The 23,438-nt window shown below is 40.5% G+C and carries 16 protein-coding genes; 10 read left to right on the forward strand and 6 right to left on the reverse strand.

Annotated features, from left to right (window positions below; genetic code table 11):
• The 4 genes from DWA30_RS11820 to DWA30_RS11835 all read right to left on the reverse strand — a co-directional run.
• Positions 1-512, reverse strand: a 512-nt coding sequence (locus tag DWA30_RS11820) for a helix-turn-helix domain-containing protein (RefSeq protein WP_136073196.1), incomplete at its 3' end; no start/stop codon positions are given.
• A gap of 2 nt (positions 513-514) precedes the next feature.
• Positions 515-1,705 carry a TolC family protein gene (locus DWA30_RS11825; protein ID WP_245933909.1) on the reverse strand — a complete coding sequence of 397 codons (1,191 nt, stop codon included), beginning with the start codon at positions 1,703-1,705 and terminating at the stop codon, positions 515-517.
• 104 nt (positions 1,706-1,809) lie between these two features.
• The gene (locus DWA30_RS11830) at positions 1,810-5,562 is read right to left on the reverse strand and encodes an efflux RND transporter permease subunit (protein WP_114492755.1); all 3,753 of its coding nucleotides are present in this window, start codon (positions 5,560-5,562) and stop codon (positions 1,810-1,812) included.
• A 129-nt stretch (positions 5,563-5,691) separates the two neighbouring features.
• Positions 5,692-6,111 carry an HYC_CC_PP family protein gene (locus tag DWA30_RS11835; RefSeq protein ID WP_438829901.1) on the reverse strand — a complete coding sequence of 140 codons (420 nt, stop codon included), beginning with the start codon at positions 6,109-6,111 and terminating at the stop codon, positions 5,692-5,694.
• A 330-nt stretch (positions 6,112-6,441) separates the two neighbouring features.
• Between DWA30_RS11835 and DWA30_RS11840 the strand changes: the two genes are divergently transcribed.
• The 10 genes from DWA30_RS11840 to DWA30_RS11885 all read left to right on the forward strand — a co-directional run bounded on the left by DWA30_RS11840 (position 6,442) and on the right by DWA30_RS11885 (position 22,657).
• Positions 6,442-7,581 (forward strand): FIST signal transduction protein, encoded by a 1,140-nt coding sequence (locus DWA30_RS11840; protein WP_114492757.1) that lies wholly within the window; start codon positions 6,442-6,444, stop codon positions 7,579-7,581.
• Between the two features lie 14 nt (positions 7,582-7,595).
• Positions 7,596-7,904 (forward strand): EthD family reductase, encoded by a 309-nt coding sequence (locus tag DWA30_RS11845; protein WP_114492758.1) that lies wholly within the window; start codon positions 7,596-7,598, stop codon positions 7,902-7,904.
• 5 nt (positions 7,905-7,909) lie between these two features.
• Positions 7,910-9,049, forward strand: a complete 1,140-nt coding sequence (locus tag DWA30_RS11850) for an FIST signal transduction protein (RefSeq protein WP_114492759.1) — start codon at positions 7,910-7,912, stop codon at positions 9,047-9,049.
• Between the two features lie 15 nt (positions 9,050-9,064).
• Complete coding sequence (locus DWA30_RS11855; protein ID WP_114492760.1) at positions 9,065-10,219, forward strand: FIST signal transduction protein; 1,155 nt, start codon at positions 9,065-9,067, stop codon at positions 10,217-10,219.
• Between the two features lie 79 nt (positions 10,220-10,298).
• Positions 10,299-11,456 (forward strand): FIST signal transduction protein, encoded by a 1,158-nt coding sequence (locus DWA30_RS11860; protein WP_114492761.1) that lies wholly within the window; start codon positions 10,299-10,301, stop codon positions 11,454-11,456.
• A 19-nt stretch (positions 11,457-11,475) separates the two neighbouring features.
• A complete protein-coding gene (locus DWA30_RS11865; RefSeq protein ID WP_114492762.1) occupies positions 11,476-12,516 on the forward strand; it encodes a sensor histidine kinase in 1,041 nt (346 codons plus the stop codon).
• A gap of 2 nt (positions 12,517-12,518) precedes the next feature.
• Positions 12,519-20,651 carry an ATP-binding protein gene (locus DWA30_RS11870; protein WP_114492763.1) on the forward strand — a complete coding sequence of 2,711 codons (8,133 nt, stop codon included), beginning with the start codon at positions 12,519-12,521 and terminating at the stop codon, positions 20,649-20,651.
• A 4-nt stretch (positions 20,652-20,655) separates the two neighbouring features.
• Entirely contained in the window at positions 20,656-21,033 is a 378-nt protein-coding gene (locus DWA30_RS11875; protein ID WP_114492764.1) for a response regulator, read from the forward strand.
• Positions 21,030-22,070, forward strand: a complete 1,041-nt coding sequence (locus DWA30_RS11880; RefSeq protein WP_114492765.1) for an adenylate/guanylate cyclase domain-containing response regulator — start codon at positions 21,030-21,032, stop codon at positions 22,068-22,070. The genes DWA30_RS11875 and DWA30_RS11880 overlap by 4 nt, the downstream gene beginning before the upstream one ends.
• A 26-nt stretch (positions 22,071-22,096) precedes the next feature.
• A complete protein-coding gene (locus DWA30_RS11885; protein ID WP_114492766.1) occupies positions 22,097-22,657 on the forward strand; it encodes a Pycsar system effector family protein in 561 nt (186 codons plus the stop codon).
• 131 nt (positions 22,658-22,788) lie between these two features.
• Here the strand turns inward: DWA30_RS11885 and DWA30_RS13345 are convergent, their stop codons facing one another.
• Together DWA30_RS13345 and DWA30_RS13350 are read right to left on the reverse strand one after the other, a co-directional pair.
• On the reverse strand, positions 22,789-22,938 hold the full coding sequence (locus DWA30_RS13345) for a hypothetical protein (protein ID WP_168421777.1): 150 nt from the start codon (positions 22,936-22,938) through the stop codon (positions 22,789-22,791).
• A gap of 125 nt (positions 22,939-23,063) precedes the next feature.
• Positions 23,064-23,438: hypothetical protein (locus DWA30_RS13350; RefSeq protein WP_168421778.1), on the reverse strand; the 375-nt coding region annotated here is incomplete at its 5' end.

Here is a 23,438-nt window from a genome sequence, read left to right on the forward strand (position 1 = left end):
GTCAAGCACATTCCCGTCTCATTTTTAAACTGACCACTCAAATGATTGATATGGCTATAACCCAAAAGTTGTCCAATTTCAGTAAAATTGAGTTCGTTGGCCTGGACCAGTTCTTTCACCTTTTCAATTTTAAGTTTGATGAAATACTTTTCAATAGTGATTCCTTCGGTACAGGAAAATACCTTACTAATTTTTGAGTAATCTTTACCCAATGCATCTGCCAAATACACGGATAACTTCTCATTGAGTTCCAAAGGCAATTTCTGTAATGCTTTTATCAGTTCTAATTTGACCTGTTCTGTGAGTTCTTCTTCGGCACTGCCAATAAGGAAAAAGCCATTACTTTCAAGTAGTATTTTCAATATTTCGATTTCCTTATCGCTTTTAATATCAAGTCTCATACGACCTAATTCGATTTGTAACAATTCGATATTGTGGTTATTAAGTCCGTCCTCCAAGACCTTGATACATCTATCACATACCATATTCTTTATGAAAAAATCCTTGACCACAATTAGTTAATTAAATAGTTTATTAATGCTTGTTCCATATAATAGGACAGTACCGATTCTATTTGGTTAAGCTGAAATTTTAACTGTAGTTCTTGTATGTCTAACACATCGTTAAAATCGATGGTTCCTGTTTCATAATTCTTTATCAGAATCTCTTCAGCATCTTTAGCTTGTTGTAAGTTGCTCACTTGCGTAGTATAAGCGATGCGTGCTTTATTACGATTCGAGACGGCTCTAGCTAATGCAGACTCTAGTTGATTGAACCGTTGCGCTCTTTGTTCGTCAAGTTCTTGCTGACGTAATTTATTTTGTTTGGAAATGGATTTATACCGATCATTAAACAATGGAATAGAGACCGAAATCATCGGCATCACAACATCCTTCCCGTTATCATCAAAATCTACATCGGTCCGTTCGCTTACAGGAAGATAATCTAAACCAAGCCCTATCATTGGTAGGCTTTCACGTTCATTTAAAATTTCAGATTGCAGCACAGATTCATAGAGCTTATCGTATTTTAATAATTCCGGGTTGAGCGCTAATTGATCCATGGTATGTATAGGGTCTTCGGAAGGAATTTCCATAAGAGCTATCACTTCAATAGCTGCAGTGGCATCTCGATCGAGTATATTATTAAATACGATCTTTTCTGCTTTTAATGCTTCTTCTAAGGTCGCTTTTTGCTGTATCAGTTCATTTTGTCTAATCTGGAGTCGAAACACATCTACGGCGGAAGCTTTTCCCACTTCCACCGATGTTAAAGCGAGTTGTTCATAGGTTTCCAACAAGGCGACATTGGCGTCGAGGACATCGATTTTTGCTCGTATTCCATACAAACGGTAATACGATTGTGTCACACTTAATGCAATTTTTCGCTTAGCTATAGCAATTTCGACGTAATCAGTCTCTGCCATCGATGTCGCATAGTTTTCGCGAGCAGTGATCGTTCCAAACCAGGGCAACATCTGTTTTACACCTATTCGTGCGCGTTGTGCTCCTACTCGGGTCTCGGGTTCACTTACAAAATAGCCCGCACTTAATTCGGTATTGGGCAACCAATTGGCTTCATTCACTTTTTCTTCGGAAATAGTGTAACGCAATTCTAGTGCTTGGACCTCTGGATTGTTTAGTGTCGCCTCTTGAATGTACGATTGTAATTGCTGTGCGTTTCCGGTCAAAGGCAGTATTGCCATACACAATAACACCACGAAGTTTCGAATGAACTTCAAATTAATATCGACCCGAACAACCCCTTCCGAAGCAATAAAAAGCACTAATAAAATGGACTTAATATATTTCATGATTTTACTCTTTTAAGTTGGTATTCCTTTTTCCAGCTATACAATACCGGAACCAAAAAATAGGATGTTACGTCTATGATCATTCCCCCAAAAATGGGAATGGCCATAGGGATCATGATATCGCTACCTTTTCCTGTGGAAGTAAGCACCGGTAATAATGCGAGAATGGTAGTGAAAGTAGTCATTAAACATGGTCGGATTCGTTTGCCGGCACCTTCTAAAGCAGCAGCTCTTATTCCTTTAACATCCGTTGGGTTTTCCCGAGTAAAGGTTTGATTAAGATAGGTCGCCATCACCACTCCATCATCGGTAGCTATTCCGAAGAGCGCAATAAATCCGACCCACACGGCTACACTCAAGTTAATGGTCTTCATATTGAATAAGGATCTGAGGTTCTCACCAAACAACTCGAAATTCATAAACCAGTCTTGCCCATACAACCAGATCATTATAAATCCACCGGCAAATGCGACGGCAATTCCTGTAAACACCATTAGTGATGTGGAAACGGAACGAAACTGAAAGTAAAGAATCAAGAAGATAGTGAGTAGCGCCAGAGGAACTACAATAGACAGTGTCTTTTCTGCGCGAAGCTGGTTTTCGTACGTACCGGTAAATCTATAGCTTATTCCCTGTGGCACGATGAGATCGCCATTGCTTATTTTTTGTTGGATCAATTCCTGCGCACTTTCTACCACATCCACTTCGGCATAACCATCCAACTTATCAAAAAGCACATAGCCAACTAAAAATGTATCTTCACTTTTAATTACTTGTGGGCCTTGCTCGTAGCGAATATCTACCAACTCTCCTAGGGGCACCGGACTTCCATTGGCTACCGGTACATGGATAGCACGAAGATCTTCGGGGTTAGCGCGCAATTCTCTAGGGTAACGCACCCGTATCCCATACCGTTCTCGACCTTCTACTGTTTGCGTAAGAGGCATACCGCCTACGGCCACTTGTAAATCTTCTTGAACCTCCATGATAGATAAGCCGTAACGTGCTAATTGTTCTCTTTTAATATCAATAAGCAAATACGGTTTACCCACGATACGATCTGCAAAAACCGCTTCATTCTTTACACTTTCTACTTGTTTTAAAATAGCTTCTAATTCCAGTCCAAAAGCTTCTATTTGTTCGAGACTTTGCCCCTTGATCTTAATGCCCATAGGTGCTCTCATCCCTGTTTGTAACATCACGAGACGTGTTTCTATGGGTTGAAGCTTTGGGGCCGAGGTCACTCCAGGTAATTTTGTTACCTGTACTATCTCGTTCCAAATATCATCGGGACTTTGTATTTCGGGTCGCCAATTTCGATAATACATTCCGTCCTCATCTGGAATTAGATCGTCTCGAGTCACAGAAGTTGTTAGCTGCGAAGCTTTATAATTAACAGTATCGTCTATGGTATTGTTCGGATTTATATTGAACCTACCGTCCTTCAGAACAAATAAACCTGCATCATTTACTTTATAGCGTCGTGGTTTACCGGTCTCACTTCGCATATACTCCGATTTATACTGAATTACATTCTCGTACATGGATAGTGGTGCAGGATCAAGTGCCGATTCTACTCTCCCGGCCTTACCAACAACAGTTTCAATTTCAGGAATACTCGCAACGGCCATATCCAACTGCTGTAAAACACGTTTGTTCTCCTCTACTCCTGCATGGGGAAGAGAGGTTGGCATTAGTAAGAATGAACCTTCATTTAACGCAGGCATGAATTCTTTGCCCGTATTACGCATAATGACGACCCCTAAGACCAAGATCGTTGTTGGAATTAATAGGAATATTACTTTATTCTGAAGCGCCCATTTTAATATCGAATGATAATAATTTCTGAAAAGAGAAAATAGTCCCAAAAGACCAAAACAAATAAGGGCTACAAATATCAAATTGATCAATATACTACGATCGAATCCAAGTGGACGCCAGTATTCGGCCAACAGAAATACAATGGCCAAGACTGAGATTCCAATATGCAATAGATTCGCTCGCTTTGTAGTGATAATCGTTCGAGTACTCAATATCCCTACAACGCCAAACGCTATCAATATGAACCCAATCCAGTAACCATAAATTATGGTAGTGATCCCTAAAAGGATCAATACACTGTTTATACCATATTTAGTTCGTTCGCGAAGCGAGCGCTTTCGAAATAAGAAGGCGGCAAAAGGAGGGATTAAGAAAAGTGCTATGATCAAGGAAGCGGTGAGTGCCATTGTTTTAGTAAAGGCAAGTGGTCGGAATAATTTACCTTCGGCCCCAATCATTGTAAACACAGGTAAAAAACTAATAATGGTCGTAAGTACAGCCGTTAATATGGCGCCCGAAACTTCGGTGGTAGCGTTATAGATTATTTCGTTGGAAGTATACGCAACTCCATTTTCACGAAACCGTAATTTTTTATCTTCCAAATGCCGGATCATATTCTCGGCGAGAATCACCCCAACATCTACCATGGTCCCAATGGCGATAGCGATACCCGATAACGCAACAATATTTGCGTCAACATTGAATAGTTTCATGCTTACAAATACCATTAAAACAGCAACCGGTAATAATCCAGAAATAAGAATCGATGCTCGAAGATTGAACACCATCACGATGATAACCAAAATTGTTATTAATATCTCTAGTGTGAGTGCTTCATTTAAGGTATGTAGCGTTTCATTTATAAGTTCTGTTCGATCGTAAAACGGTACGATGGTTAGTTGTGAAGTACGCCCATCGGCCAAGGTCTTTGAAGGCAGTCCTGATGAGATTTCAGCAATTTGCTCCTTAACATTATTGATCACCTCTAATGGATTTGCACCATATCGGGCTACAACAACACCGCCTACCACCTCAGCACCTTCTTTATCTAAAATCCCTCTTCTAGTTTGAGGTCCCAAAAGTACATGGGCAACATCTTTTATTCGTAAAGAAGTGAAATCATTGGAAGTTACAACGGCATTTGCAATATCTTCGATCGATTTTACATAGCCCAATCCTCTTACTAAATATTCAGCCTTGTTAATTTCTAATGTTTGAGCCCCGATATCTTGATTGCTCTTTTTTACAGCGCTCACTATCGCATCTAGGCCAACATTATATTGTCGCATCTTTTCGGGATCTACATCTACCTGATATTCTTGAACATATCCACCAATAGAGGCTACTTCCGAAACTCCACTAGCGGAAGACAAACCGTACTTAACGTAGTAATCTTGAATACTTCTCAATTCTTGGAGGTCCCATCCACCTGTCACCTTTCCGGTTTCATCGCGACCTTCTAATGTATACCAAAAGATCTGACCTAACCCGGTGGCATCCGGGCCAAGCGACGGATTTACATCGTTGGGAAGTAAACCACTGGGTAACGAATTTAATTTTTCCAATATGCGGCTTCGTGACCAATAGAATTCAACATCTTCTTCAAAAATGATATAGATACTTGAAAACCCAAACATTGAAGAACTTCGAATGGTTTTTACTCCTGGAATACCTAACAAAGAGGTTGTGAGTGGATACGTAATTTGATCTTCGATATCTTGTGGAGATCTACCCGGCCATTTGGTAAAAACAATTTGTTGGTTTTCTCCAATATCGGGAATTGCGTCTACAGCAACGGGATCGGTTGGTAGGATACCGGTATTCCAATTAAATGGCGCATTCACGATACCCCATCCTACGAATAGTAGAAATAAAAGTACAGCGACTAACTTATTCTCGATTAGAAATTTTATGCTCTTATTCAGCATTTGATTTTATTATTAGATAGTTAGACAATATGTTGTGTGGTTGTACTTATCAAGTTGCAACAACACAACATGCCCTCAACGAGGTATCGCAGGGCTAATATCCCAAGTATATTGGGACTATCTAATAAATCAAATTAAGAATGTCTGGTGTAATACCTGCAAGTCCCGCCTGACAAAGGGCGGATCAGCATCTTGGAAAGAAGTTTCTTGAGTGTCGATTTCTTCAAATCGATCTAGGTAAGTGTAAGTAAATGCCGTGAGAAATACGTGTTGTTCTAATGAAAGTTGAACAAAAGAGATCTTAAGATCTTCGCTTCCTTCTTTAACTACTTGTTTATCGGTACAGCATGAAGACTTGTTGGCTGCAACTTTTTCACAACTCGAAGCGGTTTGATTTGTTTCCATTCCGCAGGTCTTTACTTGCTGTGTAAATGAAAAGTCAACTAATGTTTCACCACAAAAATGCATATCCACCGTAAACGACATCGTTGTCATAAGGACGATTGCCGCCAAAAAAATGGATACTATTTTATGTAGCACTTGCTTCACTAACGGCTAAATTAAGAATAATTTAATTAAATCGATACAATTTAACGAATCGTTAAGGGTAAAAGAAATCAATAAACATGCTTCAAATTAGGTAGAACTACTTACTTCAGATCTTCATAATATTAATTAATATGGAAATTGGTATTGAAGCTAGTTGTTTCTAGTTTAATTAAGGTCAGGACACTAAAAGAGCAATGCATAAGGGTCGTATTTTGAATGAATTATAACGGATAACAAAAATTTCAGTAAATTAGTTCAGTTCTAGATTGATAGATCGTATCCCCTACCTATCTTTTACCGAAGCTTACTTTATTTTAAAAAAGACAAACTATGAAGGCAATATCGATAAAGGGGGATTCGACCGAATCTATAAAAAAAGCGTTCGAACAAAGCCTTTCTAACGTCTTCAAACCCACCGTAGCAATTGTTTTTTGCTCTATACATTTAGATATAACAGCAATTAGACAACTTTTCGATTCTAAAGGCATCCAAGTATTTGGTATTACTACAAACGGAGAATTCACCGATGAAGAACCTAAAAAAGGTACGGCTGCCATCCTTTTATTAGACCTTAAAAAAGAGTATTTCGATATTTACTTCGAAGAGTTTCCAGAGAATAACTTCAAAGAAGTGGCGATACAGGTTGCTACTAAAGCAAAACGAAACTTTAAAAAATCTGCTTTTCTTCTAGGGTTAAGCGATCCCACTACCGATGGAGAATTAGTGCTAAGAGGCATGGAGCAAGTTCTTGGCAGTGATGTTACAATCTTCGGTGGTTGTGCAGGTGATGATTATGCATTTTCAGAAACACTGGTGTTTACAACTAAACAAATTAGTTCAAAAGCTATGGTTTGTATGGCGATAGACGAAGAAAAAGTCGCCTTACAAGGCATTGCAACTTGTGGTTGGAAAGCTGTGGGAACCGAAAAGACGGTTACCAAAAGTGAAGGCAATCACGTGTATACGATAGACAATGTGCCTGCTCTTGAAATAACAACAAAATACGGCGGATTAGAGAACATTAGCCCCAATAACAAGGATTTACTGGTAGATCTAGCCGGAAATTTTCCACTACAATTGCAACGAGAAAAAGGCGATCCTATAATGCGACCCGGACTCGTAGTAGACTGGAACGACCACTCTTTTTACACCAGTGGTACTGTGCCCCAAGGTTCCAAAGTTCGATTTTCGCTACCTCCCGATTTCGATGTAATGGAAAAAGTGGTAAAAGGTGTACAAAACTTAAAAGAAACCAAAATGCCGGAAGCAGAAGCGCTAATCGTGTTTAGCTGTGCGGGAAGAATATTGTCATTAGGGCCATTAATGAGTGAGGAAATAGAAGGTGTTAAGAATGTTTGGAACGTGCCCATGGCAGGTATGTTCAGCAATGGTGAATTGGGTCGGGCTACAGGTGGAAACCTAGAGATGCACAATCTAACGACCTGCTGTATTGCTCTCAAAGAAAAATAATTAAAACCGAACATATGCATAAGATTACTGTTTTATACGGTCACCCAGAAAATGTAGAGGCCTTTGAAGATTATTACAAGAATAAACACTTACCTCTGGTAGCTAATATGAAAGGAATCGCGAAACTCGAGTATACAAAATTGCTTGGAACTCCCGATGGCAAGAAAGGAGATTTTTATCGTATGGCAGAATTGTACTTTTCAAGTCCGGAGCAAATGCAAGAAACTATGAGTTCTCCTGAAGGGCAAGCAACGTCAAACGATCTTTCAAATTTTGCAACCGGTGGTGCTATTGTTTTAATTGGGACGACGAAAACAAATTAATTATCATGATCGCAAAAACAATTAAAGGAAAATACGTCGAAGACGTTATGAAGTCTGTAGAAGAAGTAATTCTTAGCGGTCATAAAACTTCCTTGGCTATTGTTTTTCTTTCGATTCAACAAGATTTTAAGGAATTAAGTACAAAACTAGATCGTAAGGGAATTCAAGTATTTGGTGCCACTACTGCTGGTGAATTTATCGATGGCACCATAGAAGAACACAGCATCACACTTATGTTATTAGATTTAACATCCGATCATTTTAAACTAGCATTTCTCGAAACCGGGGATAAAACCACTAGCGAGAATGCAAGACAAATTGGTGTTCTAGGTAAGGAAACGTTTACGAACCCTGCCTTTATTATAGTTTCTGGATGGCTTAGTAATGAGGGTGAGAACATAGTCGAAAATATCGCAGACGGATTTGGTACCGATGTGACCATTTTTGGTGGGATGGCCGGAGACGATTTGAGTTTATCTGGACCTGTTGTGTTTACCAATAATGCGTATAGTGATAAAGGGCTGTTAGCACTTATTATCGATGAAGACAAGATTGAAGTGAACGGCATTGCTACCTGCGGGTGGAAACCTATTGGTACCACCAAAACAATTACCAAAAGTGAAGGGAATATTGTCTATACCATTGACGATAAACCTGCCTTGGATATGATCATAAAATATTTGGGCGTAGACTATGATTTTGATTCCGGAAAAGAAATTGTAACTCAAATTGGAGCGTATTATCCCTTGCAGATGGAACGTGAAGGTGTGGCTCCGGTGATGCGTACGGCCATGTTAGCCAATCGAGAGGAACGATCTCTTATTTGTGCAGGTAATATTCCGCAGGGATCAAAAGTAAAGTTTTCACTCCCACCCGATTTTGACGCTATTGAAAAAGTAGTGGAAGAATGTACCGAATTAAAAAAAGACACCCAAACAGATGCCGATGCTCTTATCATGTTTTCTTGTGTAAGCCGTCATTTATCCTTCGGAATCTTAATGAGTGAAGAAATTGAACAGGTGAAAAATGTATGGGGCGCTCCGCTAGTCGGATTCTTTACCTATGGCGAATTCGGAAAATCAAAGACAGGAAAACATGAATTTCATAATAATACATGCTGTATAGTAGCCTTAAAAGAAAAGTAAGCTAAGCACAATAAAATGACCTCAAAAACAATAAAAGCAAGTTCAACCGAAGCCATTAGTAATGAAATTGACAAGGCAATTTCTGATGACTTTCGACCTACCTTAGCAATCGTATTCTTGTCGGTCAAACAAGATTGTGAATCGGTAAGAAGTATTTTGAACACAAAGAATATTACAATTTTTGGGGCTACAACTTCAGGTGAGTTTATCGATGGACAAATTGAGGAAGGTGGTATTGTATTGATGCTGCTCGATATGGATCTGGCCTATTTTAAATTGGAGTTTATTGAAGCTAGTACACAAAATGGCTTTGAAAGTGCAAAAAAACTAGGGGTTATAGGGAAAAGCAGCTTTAACAATCCGGCCTTCCTAATTGCTACTGGCGGAGTGGCTTTAGATGGCGAGCATATAGTAAATGGAATTACAGAAGGCTTTGGTAATTCCCAAAATAAAGAAGTGACCATATTTGGCGGAAAGGCCGGAGATGACCTCCTACTCGAAGCTCCTTTTGTTTTTACGAACGATAAAAGTAAAGAGAATGCGCTTGTAGCACTCATTATCGATGAAGACAAAATAGATGTTAGAGGTATCGCTACCTGTGGATGGAAACCAATTGGAACTGCAAAAACAGTTACCAAAAGTGAAGGAAATGTAGTCTATACCATAGACGATAAGCCCGCATTAGATATGTTACTAAAGTATCTCGGGATTGAAGTGACGTTTGAAGTAAAAGATGAGGTGGTATCGCTATTAAGTTCTTGGTATTATCCGTTGCAATTGGAACGAGAGAATGCAGAACCCGTAATTCGTTCGGCCATGTTTGCAAATTGTAAGGATCGTTCAATTATCTGTGCCGGGAATGTTCCCCAAGGGTCTAAGGTAAAATTTTCGCTGCCTCCGGATTTCGATTCTATCGATACTGTTGTTTCAGATTGTGAAAGCATTAAGAACAATACCCAAGCACAAGCCGATGCCTTGATCATGTTTTCATGTGTAAGTAGGCATTTATCGTTCGGAGTGCTAATGAAAGACGAAATAGAACAGGTGCAGCAAGTGTGGAACGCGCCCATGGTGGGATTTTTTACTTATGGTGAATTCGGAAGATCCAGAACTGGGAAGAATGAGTATCACAACAATACCTGCTGTATAGTAGCATTAAAAGAAAAATAAGACCAATATTCATCAGCGCGCTATCAAAAGATAGCCGAATCAAATATTTGGAAAACGTAAAATAACTTATAAATAAGATATGAGGTCAAAATCAATTCACGGTGCGTCAACAACCGAAATTAAAACAGCATTAGAAGATGCTATGGCAGATGGTTTTGTACCTACCCTAGCTATCATATTTATTTCCGTAGTACAGGATCGGGCAGCGATTCGAGAATTGTTTCAATCGAACGAAATTGATATCCTCGGTGCTACCTCATGCGGCGAATTTAGTACTGGCAACCAAACAAAAGGTCAAATAGCCATCTTGCTATTAGCCATTCCTAAAGAAAGCTTTACGATTTTGATCGAACCTATTTATGATAAAACCATAGAAGCAGGTGCTAAAAGTTTAGCCGAAAAGGTGTTGAAATTATATTCAAATCCATCAATAATTTTGTGTAGTACGGGTATGGATAGAAATGGAGCCTTTTTTAACGGTGACGAACTCGTGACCCATTTAGAACAACAACTAGGTCCTGAAAAACTTTTTTTTGGCGGGTTGGCTGGTGACGACTGGACCTTAAAGGGCACATTTGTATTTACACAAAAGAAAGAGACTGACCGTGGCATGGTGGCGCTTGTGCTTAATGCAGACGAAATCGAAATAAAAGGAATGGCCATAACCGGTTGGAAACCTATGGGTATTGTTAGAACCGTTACCAAAAGTAAGGGCAATCTTTTATACGAAATTGATAATAAGCCTGCCGTAGAAATGTATCTTAAATATTTAGGACGAGAAGATCTTGAAGACAAAGGGGGCTACGACCTAATCAAGGAATTATCTTTCGAATATCCCTTTATAGTAGAAAGAAACAACAATGAAACCATCCTCAAGAGTCCAATGAAGATCGATCTGGACGAAAATGCCTTGTTCATCGATATTGAGATGCCTGTAGGCACCCGGTTTTGGTTTACCAAACCACCGGAATTCGAAATTGTAGAAGAAACGTTAGAGAAAGCCAATCTTATAAAAAACACCCCCAATGAGCAGGCCGATGCATTGCTAGTCTTTTCTTGTGCAGGAAGACCTCCGGTGTTAGGACCGTTGGTCACCGAAGAAAACGAAGGTCTCGCTCAACTTTGGCAAACACCCATGGCTGGTTTCTTTACCTATGGAGAAATTGGAAGGTCGTTGAATGGCAAACAAAATTTTCACTCCGGCGCGTGCTGCTGGGTTACGTTAACTGAAAAATAAAAAACAGTCGGGTACATCTATGAACGAACACCATCAATACATAATCGATTTTCTGAATACGACCGAAGATCTTTCCGAAGCAGAAAAAACCAGTCTTACAAAGTATGTGAAGGATGCCGATCGCGCCCTAACCATTTCAGAGTTTAAATTAGAGCGCACCGAAAAAGTGAAGCGCACTACCGCTATTCTATTGGAAGAAACCATCGAGGAACTTGAACAAAAAAGAAAATCGATAGAAGATACCAACAATGCGCTTAGTAAATCCTTAGAAGAACTCAAGGCCACACAAGCCCAACTTATTCAGTCAGAAAAAATGGCAAGTCTTGGAGAGCTTACGGCTGGTATTGCCCATGAAATTCAGAATCCGTTGAATTTCGTCAATAATTTTTCCGAAGTAAGCCAAGAATTACTGGAGGAAATGAAAGAAGAATTAGCCGCGGGTAATTATGATGAGGTCAACGAGATCGCGAACGATGTGATCCAAAACCTAGAAAAGATAAATCATCACGGCAAACGTGCCGATGGCATCGTAAAAGGGATGCTGCTTCACAGCCGAAGCAGTAAGGGCGAAAAAGAAGTCACCAAGATCAATGAGCTTGTCGATGAATATTTGCGTTTGGCCTATCATGGATTACGCGCAAAAGACAAGTCATTTAACGTAAAGTTGGAAACATCGTATAACCCTTCCGAAGTGACTGCAGCCATTGTGCCGCAAGACATAGGTCGTGTGGTACTCAATCTGTTGACCAACGCCTTTCATGCCGTCTCTGAACGAAAAAAACTACATCCCGACAGCTATGAGCCAATCGTAACTGTGGTAACCAAAGCAGAAAGCGATACCGTGAGTATTCGAATTTCAGATAATGGAAATGGTATCCCAAAGGCTGTTTTGGATAAGATCTTTCAACCATTTTTCACCACAAAACCCACCGGACAAGGCACAGGACTTGGGCTTAGCCTAAGTTATGATATCGTAAAAGCGCATGGTGGCGAATTACGTGTATCTACGGAAGACAAAAAAGGAACAGATTTCGTATTTTCATTACCGATAACTAACTGATTATGAAAGTATCTAAGAAAACCGAAACGGAGGTACTAAACGTCTACGACACCTGGTTGCACAGCTATCTTAATGGCGATGTGACCACCTACGACTCATATTTCGATGATGCATTTCATTTTATTGGTTCTACTGCGAACGAAGAATTCTTAAACCGAACCGACACCACACAATTCTTTGCCGACACCGCAGCGCAATTAGCAGGCAAATGCGATCTAAGGAACGAGTCACGAACTATCGAGAAATTTGGTGATCTCGTGTTTATAACTCATGTTTTTGACGCTTGGTTTTTAAATGGTTCCGATTATTCGTACTACGGAAGGTTCCGGTTTTCGAACACACTAAGAAAAAACAAAGAGGGGTGGCGCTTTATCTACCAACATTTTTCAACGCCCGATTCTAAGACTGAATCCGGCGAAACCATTGGTTTCGATAAGGTAAATGAAGAGAATCAGCAATTAAGGGAAGCCATACAGCGACGTACCACAGAGCTTGAACTAATGAATCGAGAGCTGCAAATTGAAGGTGCTGTAGACCGTATTCGCGCCGAAGCCGTCGCTATGAAATCCTCTTCAGATCTGCTAGATATCGTGGTGACCATGCGAAATGAGTTTATTAAACTTGGGCATGAGGCACATTATTTCTGGCATATGATGTGGTTGCCAAAAACGTATGAAAAAGCAATGACTTCCGGCGATGGAAGCAAGATTGGTTTTGTAATGGAACTACCGCGACATATTCATGGTAATATTCCAACATTGGCCAAATGGGAAAAGAGCAACCAACCTATGGTCGTTTACCCAATGGATGTGGACGCTGCCATCGATTATGTTGATAAAATGATCGATTTGGGGGATTTTAAGCATATAGACCCACAAGCACCAACTCATGATGACATTAGGCATATTGGTGGCCTGACATTTGTCATGGCGCGAACAACGCACGGAGAAATTGGCTATAGTTTACCGGGTGTTGTCACCAAACCCCCGAAAGAAGACATCGCTATATTGGTCAAATTTGCCGGTGCCTTCGATCTGGCACATCAGCGATTTTTAGACCTTCAAAAAGCTGAACGACAAGCCAAAGAAACCTTGATTGAACTGTCCCTAGAACGTATTAGATCGCAGGTAACCGCGATGCAAGCCTCAACAGACCTTTTCAATATTGTGGTTGCAATGCGCAACGAATTCATTTCGTTAGGGCACCAAGCCGATTATTTCTGGCATATGCAGTGGCTGGAAGATTCTTATGAAATGTCTATGACTTCGGAAGATGGCAGCCGAGTTGGAATGGTGATTAATATTCCAAAGTTCGTGCACGACAAAATGGAAGATCTGGCGGCTTGGGAACAAGGTGATGATCCCACCTTCGTATTGGCTTTAGATGCTGCTGAAGCCTGGCAGTATATCGATAACATGAATACCTATGGGCAGTATAAGCAAGCCGACCCTAATGCACCTTCCGAAGAAGATATTCAGCATATTGGCGGATTAACATTCATTATCGCACGCACTTCCCATGGCGAAATCGGCTACAGTTTACCCGGTGTAATTGAAAATCCACCAAAAGCAGCGCTAGATATTCTAAAGCGTTTCGCGGGTGCTTTCGATCTTGCCTACCGTCGATTTTTGGACCTTCAGAAAGCAGAAGCACAAGCTAGGGAAACGCAGATAGAACTGGCGCTCGAAAAAGTACGGTCTCGCACCATGGCCATGCAACAAAGCGATGAGATAGGTGAGGTTGCATTAATATTGTTTGAACAATTGGAATCGTTGGGAGGCGAATTGTGGGGCACCGGATTTGCGTTCTGTACCGAAAATAGTGATACCGATGAATTTTGGTTTGTGAACAAGGATGGTATCATGCCGTATTTAAAGATTCCAAATACGACCGATACTGCTCATCAACAAATGTATCAGGGATGGCAGGACGGTCTCGAACTCTTTTCTATTGAAAAAGGAGGAAAAGATCTTCAGGCTCATTACGAATATATGCTTACGGTGCCTTCTGTTCAGCCTATCTTTCAGAAAATATTAGATAGTGGCATCGAATTTCCTACATGGCAGAAATGGCACGCCGCCTATTTTTCACAAGGCTACTTGTTGGTGATTACTACGGCTCCTTATAAGTATGAAGACATTTTTAAACGCTTTGCCAAAGTATTCGAACAGGCTTATACCCGCTTTTTAGACCTACAAAAAGCGGAAGCACAGGCCCGAGAAGCACAAATAGAAACAGCTTTAGAAAAAGTACGTTCGCGCACCATGGCGATGCAGCATAGTGATGAACTTCAAGAAGCTTCGCATTTGTTAGATCAGCAAGTAAGGCAATTAGGAATTAAAACCTGGGGTTGTGCTTTTAATATATATAACGAGAATGATTCGTCAGAATGGTTTGGGAATGAAGCCGGAATCCTGCCAACCTATACAGTTCCAAGAGTAGGAATATTTAAAGAGTACTACGACAAAGGACAAAACGGAGCTACATTGTTTATAAAAGAAATCACTGGAGATGAGATACAATCGCATTACGAATTTATGAGCACACTACCGGTGGTGGGTGATGTATTAAAAGAATTAAAACGTACGAATGGCTCCTTTCCTACCTATCAGATTGATCATGTTGCGTATTTCAAATATGGGTATCTCTTATTTATTACGAGAGAAACAGTTCCTGATGCACATGATATTTTTAAGCGATTTGCGAAAGTCTTCGAACAGACCTATACCCGCTTCTTAGATCTTCAAAAGGCTGAAGACCAGGCACGAGAAGCACAGATTGAAGCAGCTTTAGAGCGCACTCGTACCCAAAGTATGCTGATGCAACATTCAGATGAATTGGATGCGACGTCAAAAGTCTTTCACGAACAATTGCAAATGTTGGGTATAAACACCGAATTTTCATATGTGTGGCTGCCCGATGAAGAAAAGGGTGAACATCAGTTTTGGGTCGCATGGAATTCAGAAAAAAAAGGAAGTCACGAAATTAAAAGTAAAGCGATCGTTTATCCTTTAGACAAATCAGAGCCCTATACAGCTTCTTGTTTTAAGGATTGGGCGAGTGGAATTTCAGTACATACCCATCATATTGAGCCCGCAGAAGTAAAGACTTTTTTTACCGCTTGGGAAGAACTGCTAAAAGATGCAAAAAATTTAAATCCAAATTACTTTTCAAACGGACTTTACTATGCCGAAGCCTTTATGAAATATGGCTGTTTTGGAATTAATATAAAACACCAGATTAGTGATGAAGAAAAACAAATACTTGAACGCTTTAGTGTAGAATTTGAACGTACCTACACACGTTTCTTAGACCTTCAAAAAGCAGAAGCTCAGGCACAGGAAGCACAAATTGAAGCTGCATTAGAACGAGTGCGATCTCGTTCGTTGGCAATGCATAAAACAGACGAACTACAAGAGGTAGTGCAGGTGGTGGCCGAAGAACTAAAAAATACCGGTGTCATCCTGGATACCGGTGGAGCCGTTATTTGCACTTATTTTGAAGATTCTAAAGATGTGATCCATTGGACGGCTACCGAAGATGCCTCGCATCCATCGGTTCCGTATAAACTACCCTACTTCGAAGATGAACTTTTTGATGAAGCATGGATGTCTAAAGACAGAGGAGACGATTATTTCGCTAAAGAATTTTCATTCGAAGTTAAGAACGCATTTTTTAGTCATGCATTTGAACATTCCGACTACCGCCAACTCCCCGAGGAATACAAAAAAGTTATTCTAGAAAGTGAGAGTCATGGAATTGCATGGGCTTGGTCTAAGAATTCGGCCATTATGATCCCTAATATTCAAGGGAATTTGCCTTCCGAAGAAGAAAAAGATATCCTTAAACGCTTCGCTAAAGTATTCGAGCAAGCTTTTATTCGTTTTATGGACCTTCAGAAGGCGGAAACACAAGCACGAACAGCTCAGATAAATCTTGCCGTAGAACGAGTAAGAGCCAAAGCCTTAGCGATGCATAAATCTGGAGAAATTATGGAGGTCGTAGCCAAGCTCAAAGAGGAGGTCATGGCCTTAGAAATTCCCAATGTTATAGCGGCCACAATCTTCTTAAAGGAAGGGGAAGATAAGGTGCGCATGTGGGATCTATCGACTTTGGAAAAAGACAACGAAGGGTATCAAATTCCGTTCGATATTACATTTAAGCTAAAGAAAAAGGATCCTAACTTGTACATTAAGCGAGTTTGGGAAAATCCCGAAAACTACTTTTTAGAAAAACAGGAGGCTAAAGATTTTGAACGAATCCTTGTATGGCTGCATGAAAATGATAAATCACAGGTATCAAAAGAAGTTGAGGAGTTTATTGAAACTACCAACCTAAAATGTTTACACCATGCCGTTAAAAAGCTGAATAACGGTAAATTGGTCATCGATGTGCTCGATCCTCCTACTGCTGAAATGGAAACCATACTTAGCAAAATGGGTGCGGCCTTCGATTTGGCCTATAAACGATTTGAAGATCTACAAAGAGCCGAAAAACAAACACGAGAAGCCCAAGTTGAAATGGCGTTGGAAAAAGTACGAAGTCGAACCATGGCCATGCAACATAGTGATGAATTGCCGGAAGCGGCCAATGTACTGTTCACCGAAGTTCAGAATTTAGGAATTCCGGCGTGGAGTTGTGGGTACAACATACTTTCTGAAGATAAAAAATCGAGTATCTGTATCATGAGCAGCGAAGGTGAGATACAATCGCCATTTGTACTCCCGCTAACAGAGCATGAAAGCCTAAAACCATGGCACAATGCTATTTTGAATAATGAGGATTTTTTTGTGTACGAACAAGGTGGAACTGATTTGGTAGCACATTATGACTATATGCAAAGCTTGCCCGACCTAAAGGCAACGTTTCAACAATTGAAGGAAGCCGATATCTCGTTGCCAACCTTTCAGGTAAATCATTTGGCAAAATTTACCAATGGTTTTTTATTGTTTATTACCTATGAACGTGTACCCGAGGCACACGATATCTTTAAGCGCTTCGGAAAAGTATTTGAACAAACATATACTCGTTTTCTAGACCTGAAAAGAGCAGAAGAACAGGCAAGAGAAGCAAAGATTGAGGCGGCGTTGGAGCGGGTGAGATCACAGTCTATGGGTATGCAAAGTAGTGCTGACCTGAGCAAGGTAACTACCGAAATGTTCAATCAATTACGCCAATTCGGTGGCGATTTATTTGCTACCGGTATCGTTTTCTGTGATAAACACCCCGGGCATGTAGAGCAATGGCATAGCATACCAAAAGCGGGAATGATGAGTCCATTTATCGTGCCCATCGATTTGGATTACATTCACCAGTATCGTTATGACGAATGGAAAAAAGGAACCGAATTGTTTTCGATAGAGATTCCGAGCGATTTTATCGAACAGCATTTTCTGGATATATTCAATCTGCCCGCTGCGCAGAAAGTACTGAAGGATCTTGAGCATAATAATACGCCAATGCCGGAGGCACCTCCTTGGGAAATAGACTACGGTGCCTCGTTTAAACATGGATATATTTTGGTTTCTTCGCTGAAGCATTTTGAAGAGGCAGCCATCTTACCACGATTTGCCAATGTGTTCGAGCAAGTCTATACGCGATATCTTGATTTACAAAAAGCAGAGGCACAGGCCCGTGAATCTCAAATACAGCTGTCGTTGGAGCGTGTTCGTGCACGCGCCATGGCTATGCACGATTCGGAAGAGTTGGATGAAGTTCTAACCGTGTTATGCGAACAATTCGATGTATTGGGCATTATACCCATGAGCACCCATATGACCGTGTTGGATTTAGAAAACAACACTTTCACCTTTCGTGAAACCGGAAAATTTGGCAATCGAAGTTTTGGCGAACAAACCGTCGCACTCGATGCCATGGACAACTGGGAAGAAACTATTGAAAATTGGAAGGCCGATAAGGCCACCGCTATCAACAAGCTTCATTTCCCGAAAGAACAATTGCCCGAAGTTTGGGAGGTGTTCCACGAATCGTTCGCCTCCATGCCGAAAGAATCCCGAATTACACCAGACGATTATCCAGATGGCATCTACCATACAGCTGGAAAACATCCTTTTGGATATATTGGAATGAACCAGACCCAACCTGCTACCGAAGAAGAGGAACAGATTGTAATTAAGTTCGCTAAGGAGTTTGGTAGCGCATATCAGCGGTTCTTAGATTTACAAAAAGCAGAAGAGCAAGCACGTGAGGCTCAAATAGAAGCTTCCCTTGAAAAAGTACGTTCTGTTGCTTTGACGCTACAAAAATCGGAAGACATGCTTGCGATAGCGCAAGCGTTGTATGAGCAGTTATTAGCGCTTGGATTTAATGATATTCGCAATGCCATTATCGATATTCACAATGATGAAACCGAGACTTTTTTAGATTACGATTATTCTCATGATATGTCCAGTGCCATCACCGAATTCTCCTACTACGGAGATCCAGTGATCGAGCAACAAATTAAAAAGACACAATCTGCCAACGATGCTTTTTTTGAAATTGAACTTAAGGGTGAACAATTAAAGGAGCTTATCGAAACGCGCATACGTAACGGCGAACAAGACGATCCGCGACTTCATGAGGTTGATCATCTTACGTATAACCTCTATTCGTTTGGGAATGGGGCAATTGGAATTTCTAACTTCGGAGTTTTAAGCGATGAACAAAAAACGGTACTAAAACGATTCCGAAATGTGTTCACATTTGCGTATAAGAGATATACCGATCTGGCAAATGCCGAGGCACAGGCACGAGAAGCCAAAATTGAAGCTTCTCTTGAAAAAGTGCGCTCTGTAGCACTTAGCATGGTAGAATCTACCGATTTGTTGCATATAGTAAAAGCCTTATATGAGCAATTGGTAGAATTAGGTTTCAGCGATATTCGCAATGCACTTATCGATGTAAATAATGAAGACGATAAAACCTTTCTGGACTACGATTATTCCGAAGAAATGGGAGGCACCGTTACCTTGATGTCCTATGATGATGATCCTACCTTAGAAGAACAACTACGGGTGATTGCCTCAACCACTGATGGGTATTCAGAAATGGTTCTCGAAGGACAGCAATTAAAAGATTTGATTGAGATGCGCCGAAAGAACGGCGAAGCGGATGACCCACGCTTGTTGAAGACCGATAGTGTCGCCTACATACTATATGCCTTTGGAAATGGGGCTGTTGGTATTTCTAACTTTGGTATATTAAGCCAAGATCAGAAGAGTATTTTAGATCGTTTCCGCAATGTCTTCACATTTGCTTATCAGCGATTTCAAGATCTTCAGGTACGAGAAGAACAATCGGCTAAATTACTGGACGAAAAGATACGTCTGGAGAAAACGCTCTCCGATTTACAGGCTGCCCAAAAACAACTCATCCAATCCGAAAAAATGGCAAGCCTTGGAGAGTTAACAGCAGGTATTGCACATGAGATCCAGAATCCGTTGAATTTTGTGAATAATTTTTCCGAAGTAAGCAACGAACTCATAGAAGAAATCGATGAAGAACTGGCGAAAGGCGATATGGAAGAAGTGAAAGCCTTGTTGCAGGACATCAAGCAAAACTTGGAAAAGATCAATCATCATGGTAAACGTGCTGATGGCATTGTAAAAGGGATGCTGCAACATAGTAGAAGCAGTGGTGTGACCAAAGAACCTACCGAACTGAACACCTTGTGCGATGAATACCTGCGATTAAGCTATCATGGACTGCGGGCCAAGGATAAATCGTTTAATGCGACGCTGGAAACTAATTTTGACGATTCTGTGGGCAAGGTGCCCATTATTCCACAGGACATTGGTCGTGTGATCCTAAATCTGTTGACCAATGCCTTTTATGCGGTGACCGAGAAAAAGAAGCAAGCCATTGATGGATATCAACCAACAGTTGGTCTAGAAACCAGAAATAAAAAAAATTCGGTCCAAGTCGTGGTGACCGATAACGGCAATGGGATACCACAGCAGGTCGTGGACAAGATCTTTCAGCCGTTTTTCACCACAAAACCTACGGGACAAGGTACCGGATTGGGATTGAGCATGAGTTACGACATTATTACAAAGGCGCATAATGGCACCTTGGAAGTAGCAACTAAAGAAACTAAGGGTACGACATTTACGATCACCCTTCCTAAAACATAACGCAATGAAAATATTAGTGGTAGACGACGAGCAAGATGTAATGACACTTTTTCAACAACGATTCCGAAAAGAGATCCGATCGGGTGTAGTAGAATTTGCGTTTGCATTTTCGGGCGAAGAAGCAATTAACTACCTTAACGATCACACGCATGAAGCGGTATTAATACTTTCTGACATCAACATGCCCGGAATGAGTGGTTTGGAGCTGTTAGAGCATATCAAGACCGAATATCAAAAACCACCGCCAACCGTGATGATGATTACAGCCTATGGCGATGACGAGAACTACAACACGGCCAAACGATTAGGGGCCGATGATTTTTTGACCAAACCTTTAGACTTCAAGCTGCTAAAGGATAAACTAAAAACGACCAACTCATGACAAAGATATTAGTAGTCGACGATGAAACCGATCTGGAGACCCTGATCAAACAGAAATTCCGAAAGCAAATTCGTGAGAAAAAATATGAATTTCTTTTTGCGATCAATGGTGTAGACGCGTTAGAAAAGATCGATGCCGAACCGGAGGTTGATATTGTGCTAAGCGATATCAACATGCCCGAAATGGACGGACTTACGTTGTTAAGTAAGTTGAGCGAATACAAGCCATTACTAAAATCGGTGATAGTATCGGCCTATGGTGATATGGAGAATATTAGAACTGCCATGAATCGCGGTGCTTTCGATTTTATTACCAAACCCATCAATTTTGAAGACCTTATTATCACCATAGAAAAGACCATTAAATATACCGAACAGATTAAAGACACACTGCGCGCCATTAAAGAGAATAATATCCTAAAGATGTATGTCGATGAGAATGTGCTTAACTTTATGGGTAGCAGTGAGTACGAAACCAAATTGTTGGCCAATGAAACGATCGAGGCAACGGTAATGTTTATCGATGTTTGTGGATTCACCAAAATAAGTGAGACTGTTCCTGCAGATACAGTCGTAAAAATGATCAATACGTATTTCGATATTATGGTCAATGAAATTATGGAACACAATGGCTTTATCGATAAATTTATTGGCGATGCAGTAATGGCCGTTTTTAGAGGTGAATATCATTTAGATCGGGCGATAGATGCGGCCTTAGCGGTTCGAAACCGGATCAATCAAGTTGACGAAACCGAAGCGCTAGATGGATTTAGGCCTAAGGTTTCTATAGGTATTAAAAGCGGTGAAATGATCTCAGGGAACATCGGTTCTGCCAGTTTAAAACGATTGGATTATACTGTCATAGGCGATACGGTAAATACGGCCGCTCGATTACAGGATGCCGCTAAAGAGAACCAGATCGTGATCTGCGAAGACTGTTACAAACAAGTAAGTGAGGCTTTTAAGTGTAATAAGTTGGGTGAAATTACGATGAAGAACAAATCGGCACCTTTAGCAGTTTACGAAGTTTTAGAATAAATTAATTTTCCAACATCTCATCCCATATGGAACAATCAGAGCAATTACCAAACCCACCCGAAAAGAACAAACATACCGACGATCTCGTCGATCATTATTGGGGCAGCATTAATTATGTAACCAGCTTGATAAAGGCGTCAGAACTTAAAGCCGGCCTCATCTTATCGTTCTACGGGATCCTCTTAAATTTTATTTATCAAAGTGTATCCATTATGCTCGCCGACATCCCGAACGAATTTATTTTATTCGTGCTGTTAGGATTGTGGTTTATTTGCACCGTTGCTTCCATCTATTTTAGCATTCGTTGTTTTATACCGCGTATAGAAGCGAAATACGACAAGAATATCTTCTTTTTTCGCGATGTCATCACAAAATTTGGGAACGTAAGCGAGTTTTCTAAGACCTTTTATGAGATAAGTATAGACGAAGACAGATTGTTTCAACAATTGGGACAACAAATATTTATAGTGTCTAAGATCGCCACACTTAAATTTAGGAATGTAAATCTGTCGTTACGCTTCCTCGCCGCCGGGCTCATCTTGCTGTTGTGTACAGTGGTGTACTACACTTTCGCTACGTTGCTCTAAATTGTTTTTTACTTCGGAAAGGGATGTATTCGTAATAATGAGTTGGTTACTAATGCTGCTTTTAGAGGTAACAATATAAAAAACCCTCAGCAAATGCTGAAGGTTTAGTGATGGTTTATTTGCGTTGAAGGTTATGCAGTATCTCTGGGTTGATGCTGTTCTCTTCGTTGCTTTACTTGGTGATTGATTTCACGGCCATCAGATTCTTTTTCTTTCTTATCGATGGCAATTTCTTCTATCTTTTGGTTCTTTTTTTCCGGACTTGGATTATCTTGACTCATAACATTGATTTTTAAGGTTATAAGTAGAAAGATACCTATTCATATAGACTTTCCGAAGGACATTATAATACATTAACAGCCAATGTTAAAATACTTCAAAAAATAGTACAGCTAAGAGCTAATTGTTAATTCGTTTTTACGGTATTAATAGGAATCCCGGGAATATTAAAGGGTAAATTCACGCCAAAGAACCAATAGGGCGTGTCTAATGTTACATTGTAATTAATACCTACACTTAAAATATCCCTAAATGCCGTAACGATTATACCGGTTCCGAACTCCGGTACTCCATCGGTGTCGAAATCGGGCGCCGCAAAATTAAGTCCGAAGCCCAGATCGACAAACTCATTGTAAAAGGTCGCATTTCGAGAGCCGAACTTTAGCAACAAAGAAGCTGCGGGTACAAAAAAGTGTTTACGTGATGGGTCTACTCCTTTTCCTTCATCCGAAAACGGATCGGCCAAGATCATACCTACGGCCACTTCGGTATGCACCCCAAC

Source organism: Candidatus Ulvibacter alkanivorans, assembly GCF_003333325.1.
In the GTDB taxonomy this organism is placed as follows: Bacteria; Bacteroidota; Bacteroidia; order Flavobacteriales; family Flavobacteriaceae; genus Ulvibacter_A; species Ulvibacter_A alkanivorans.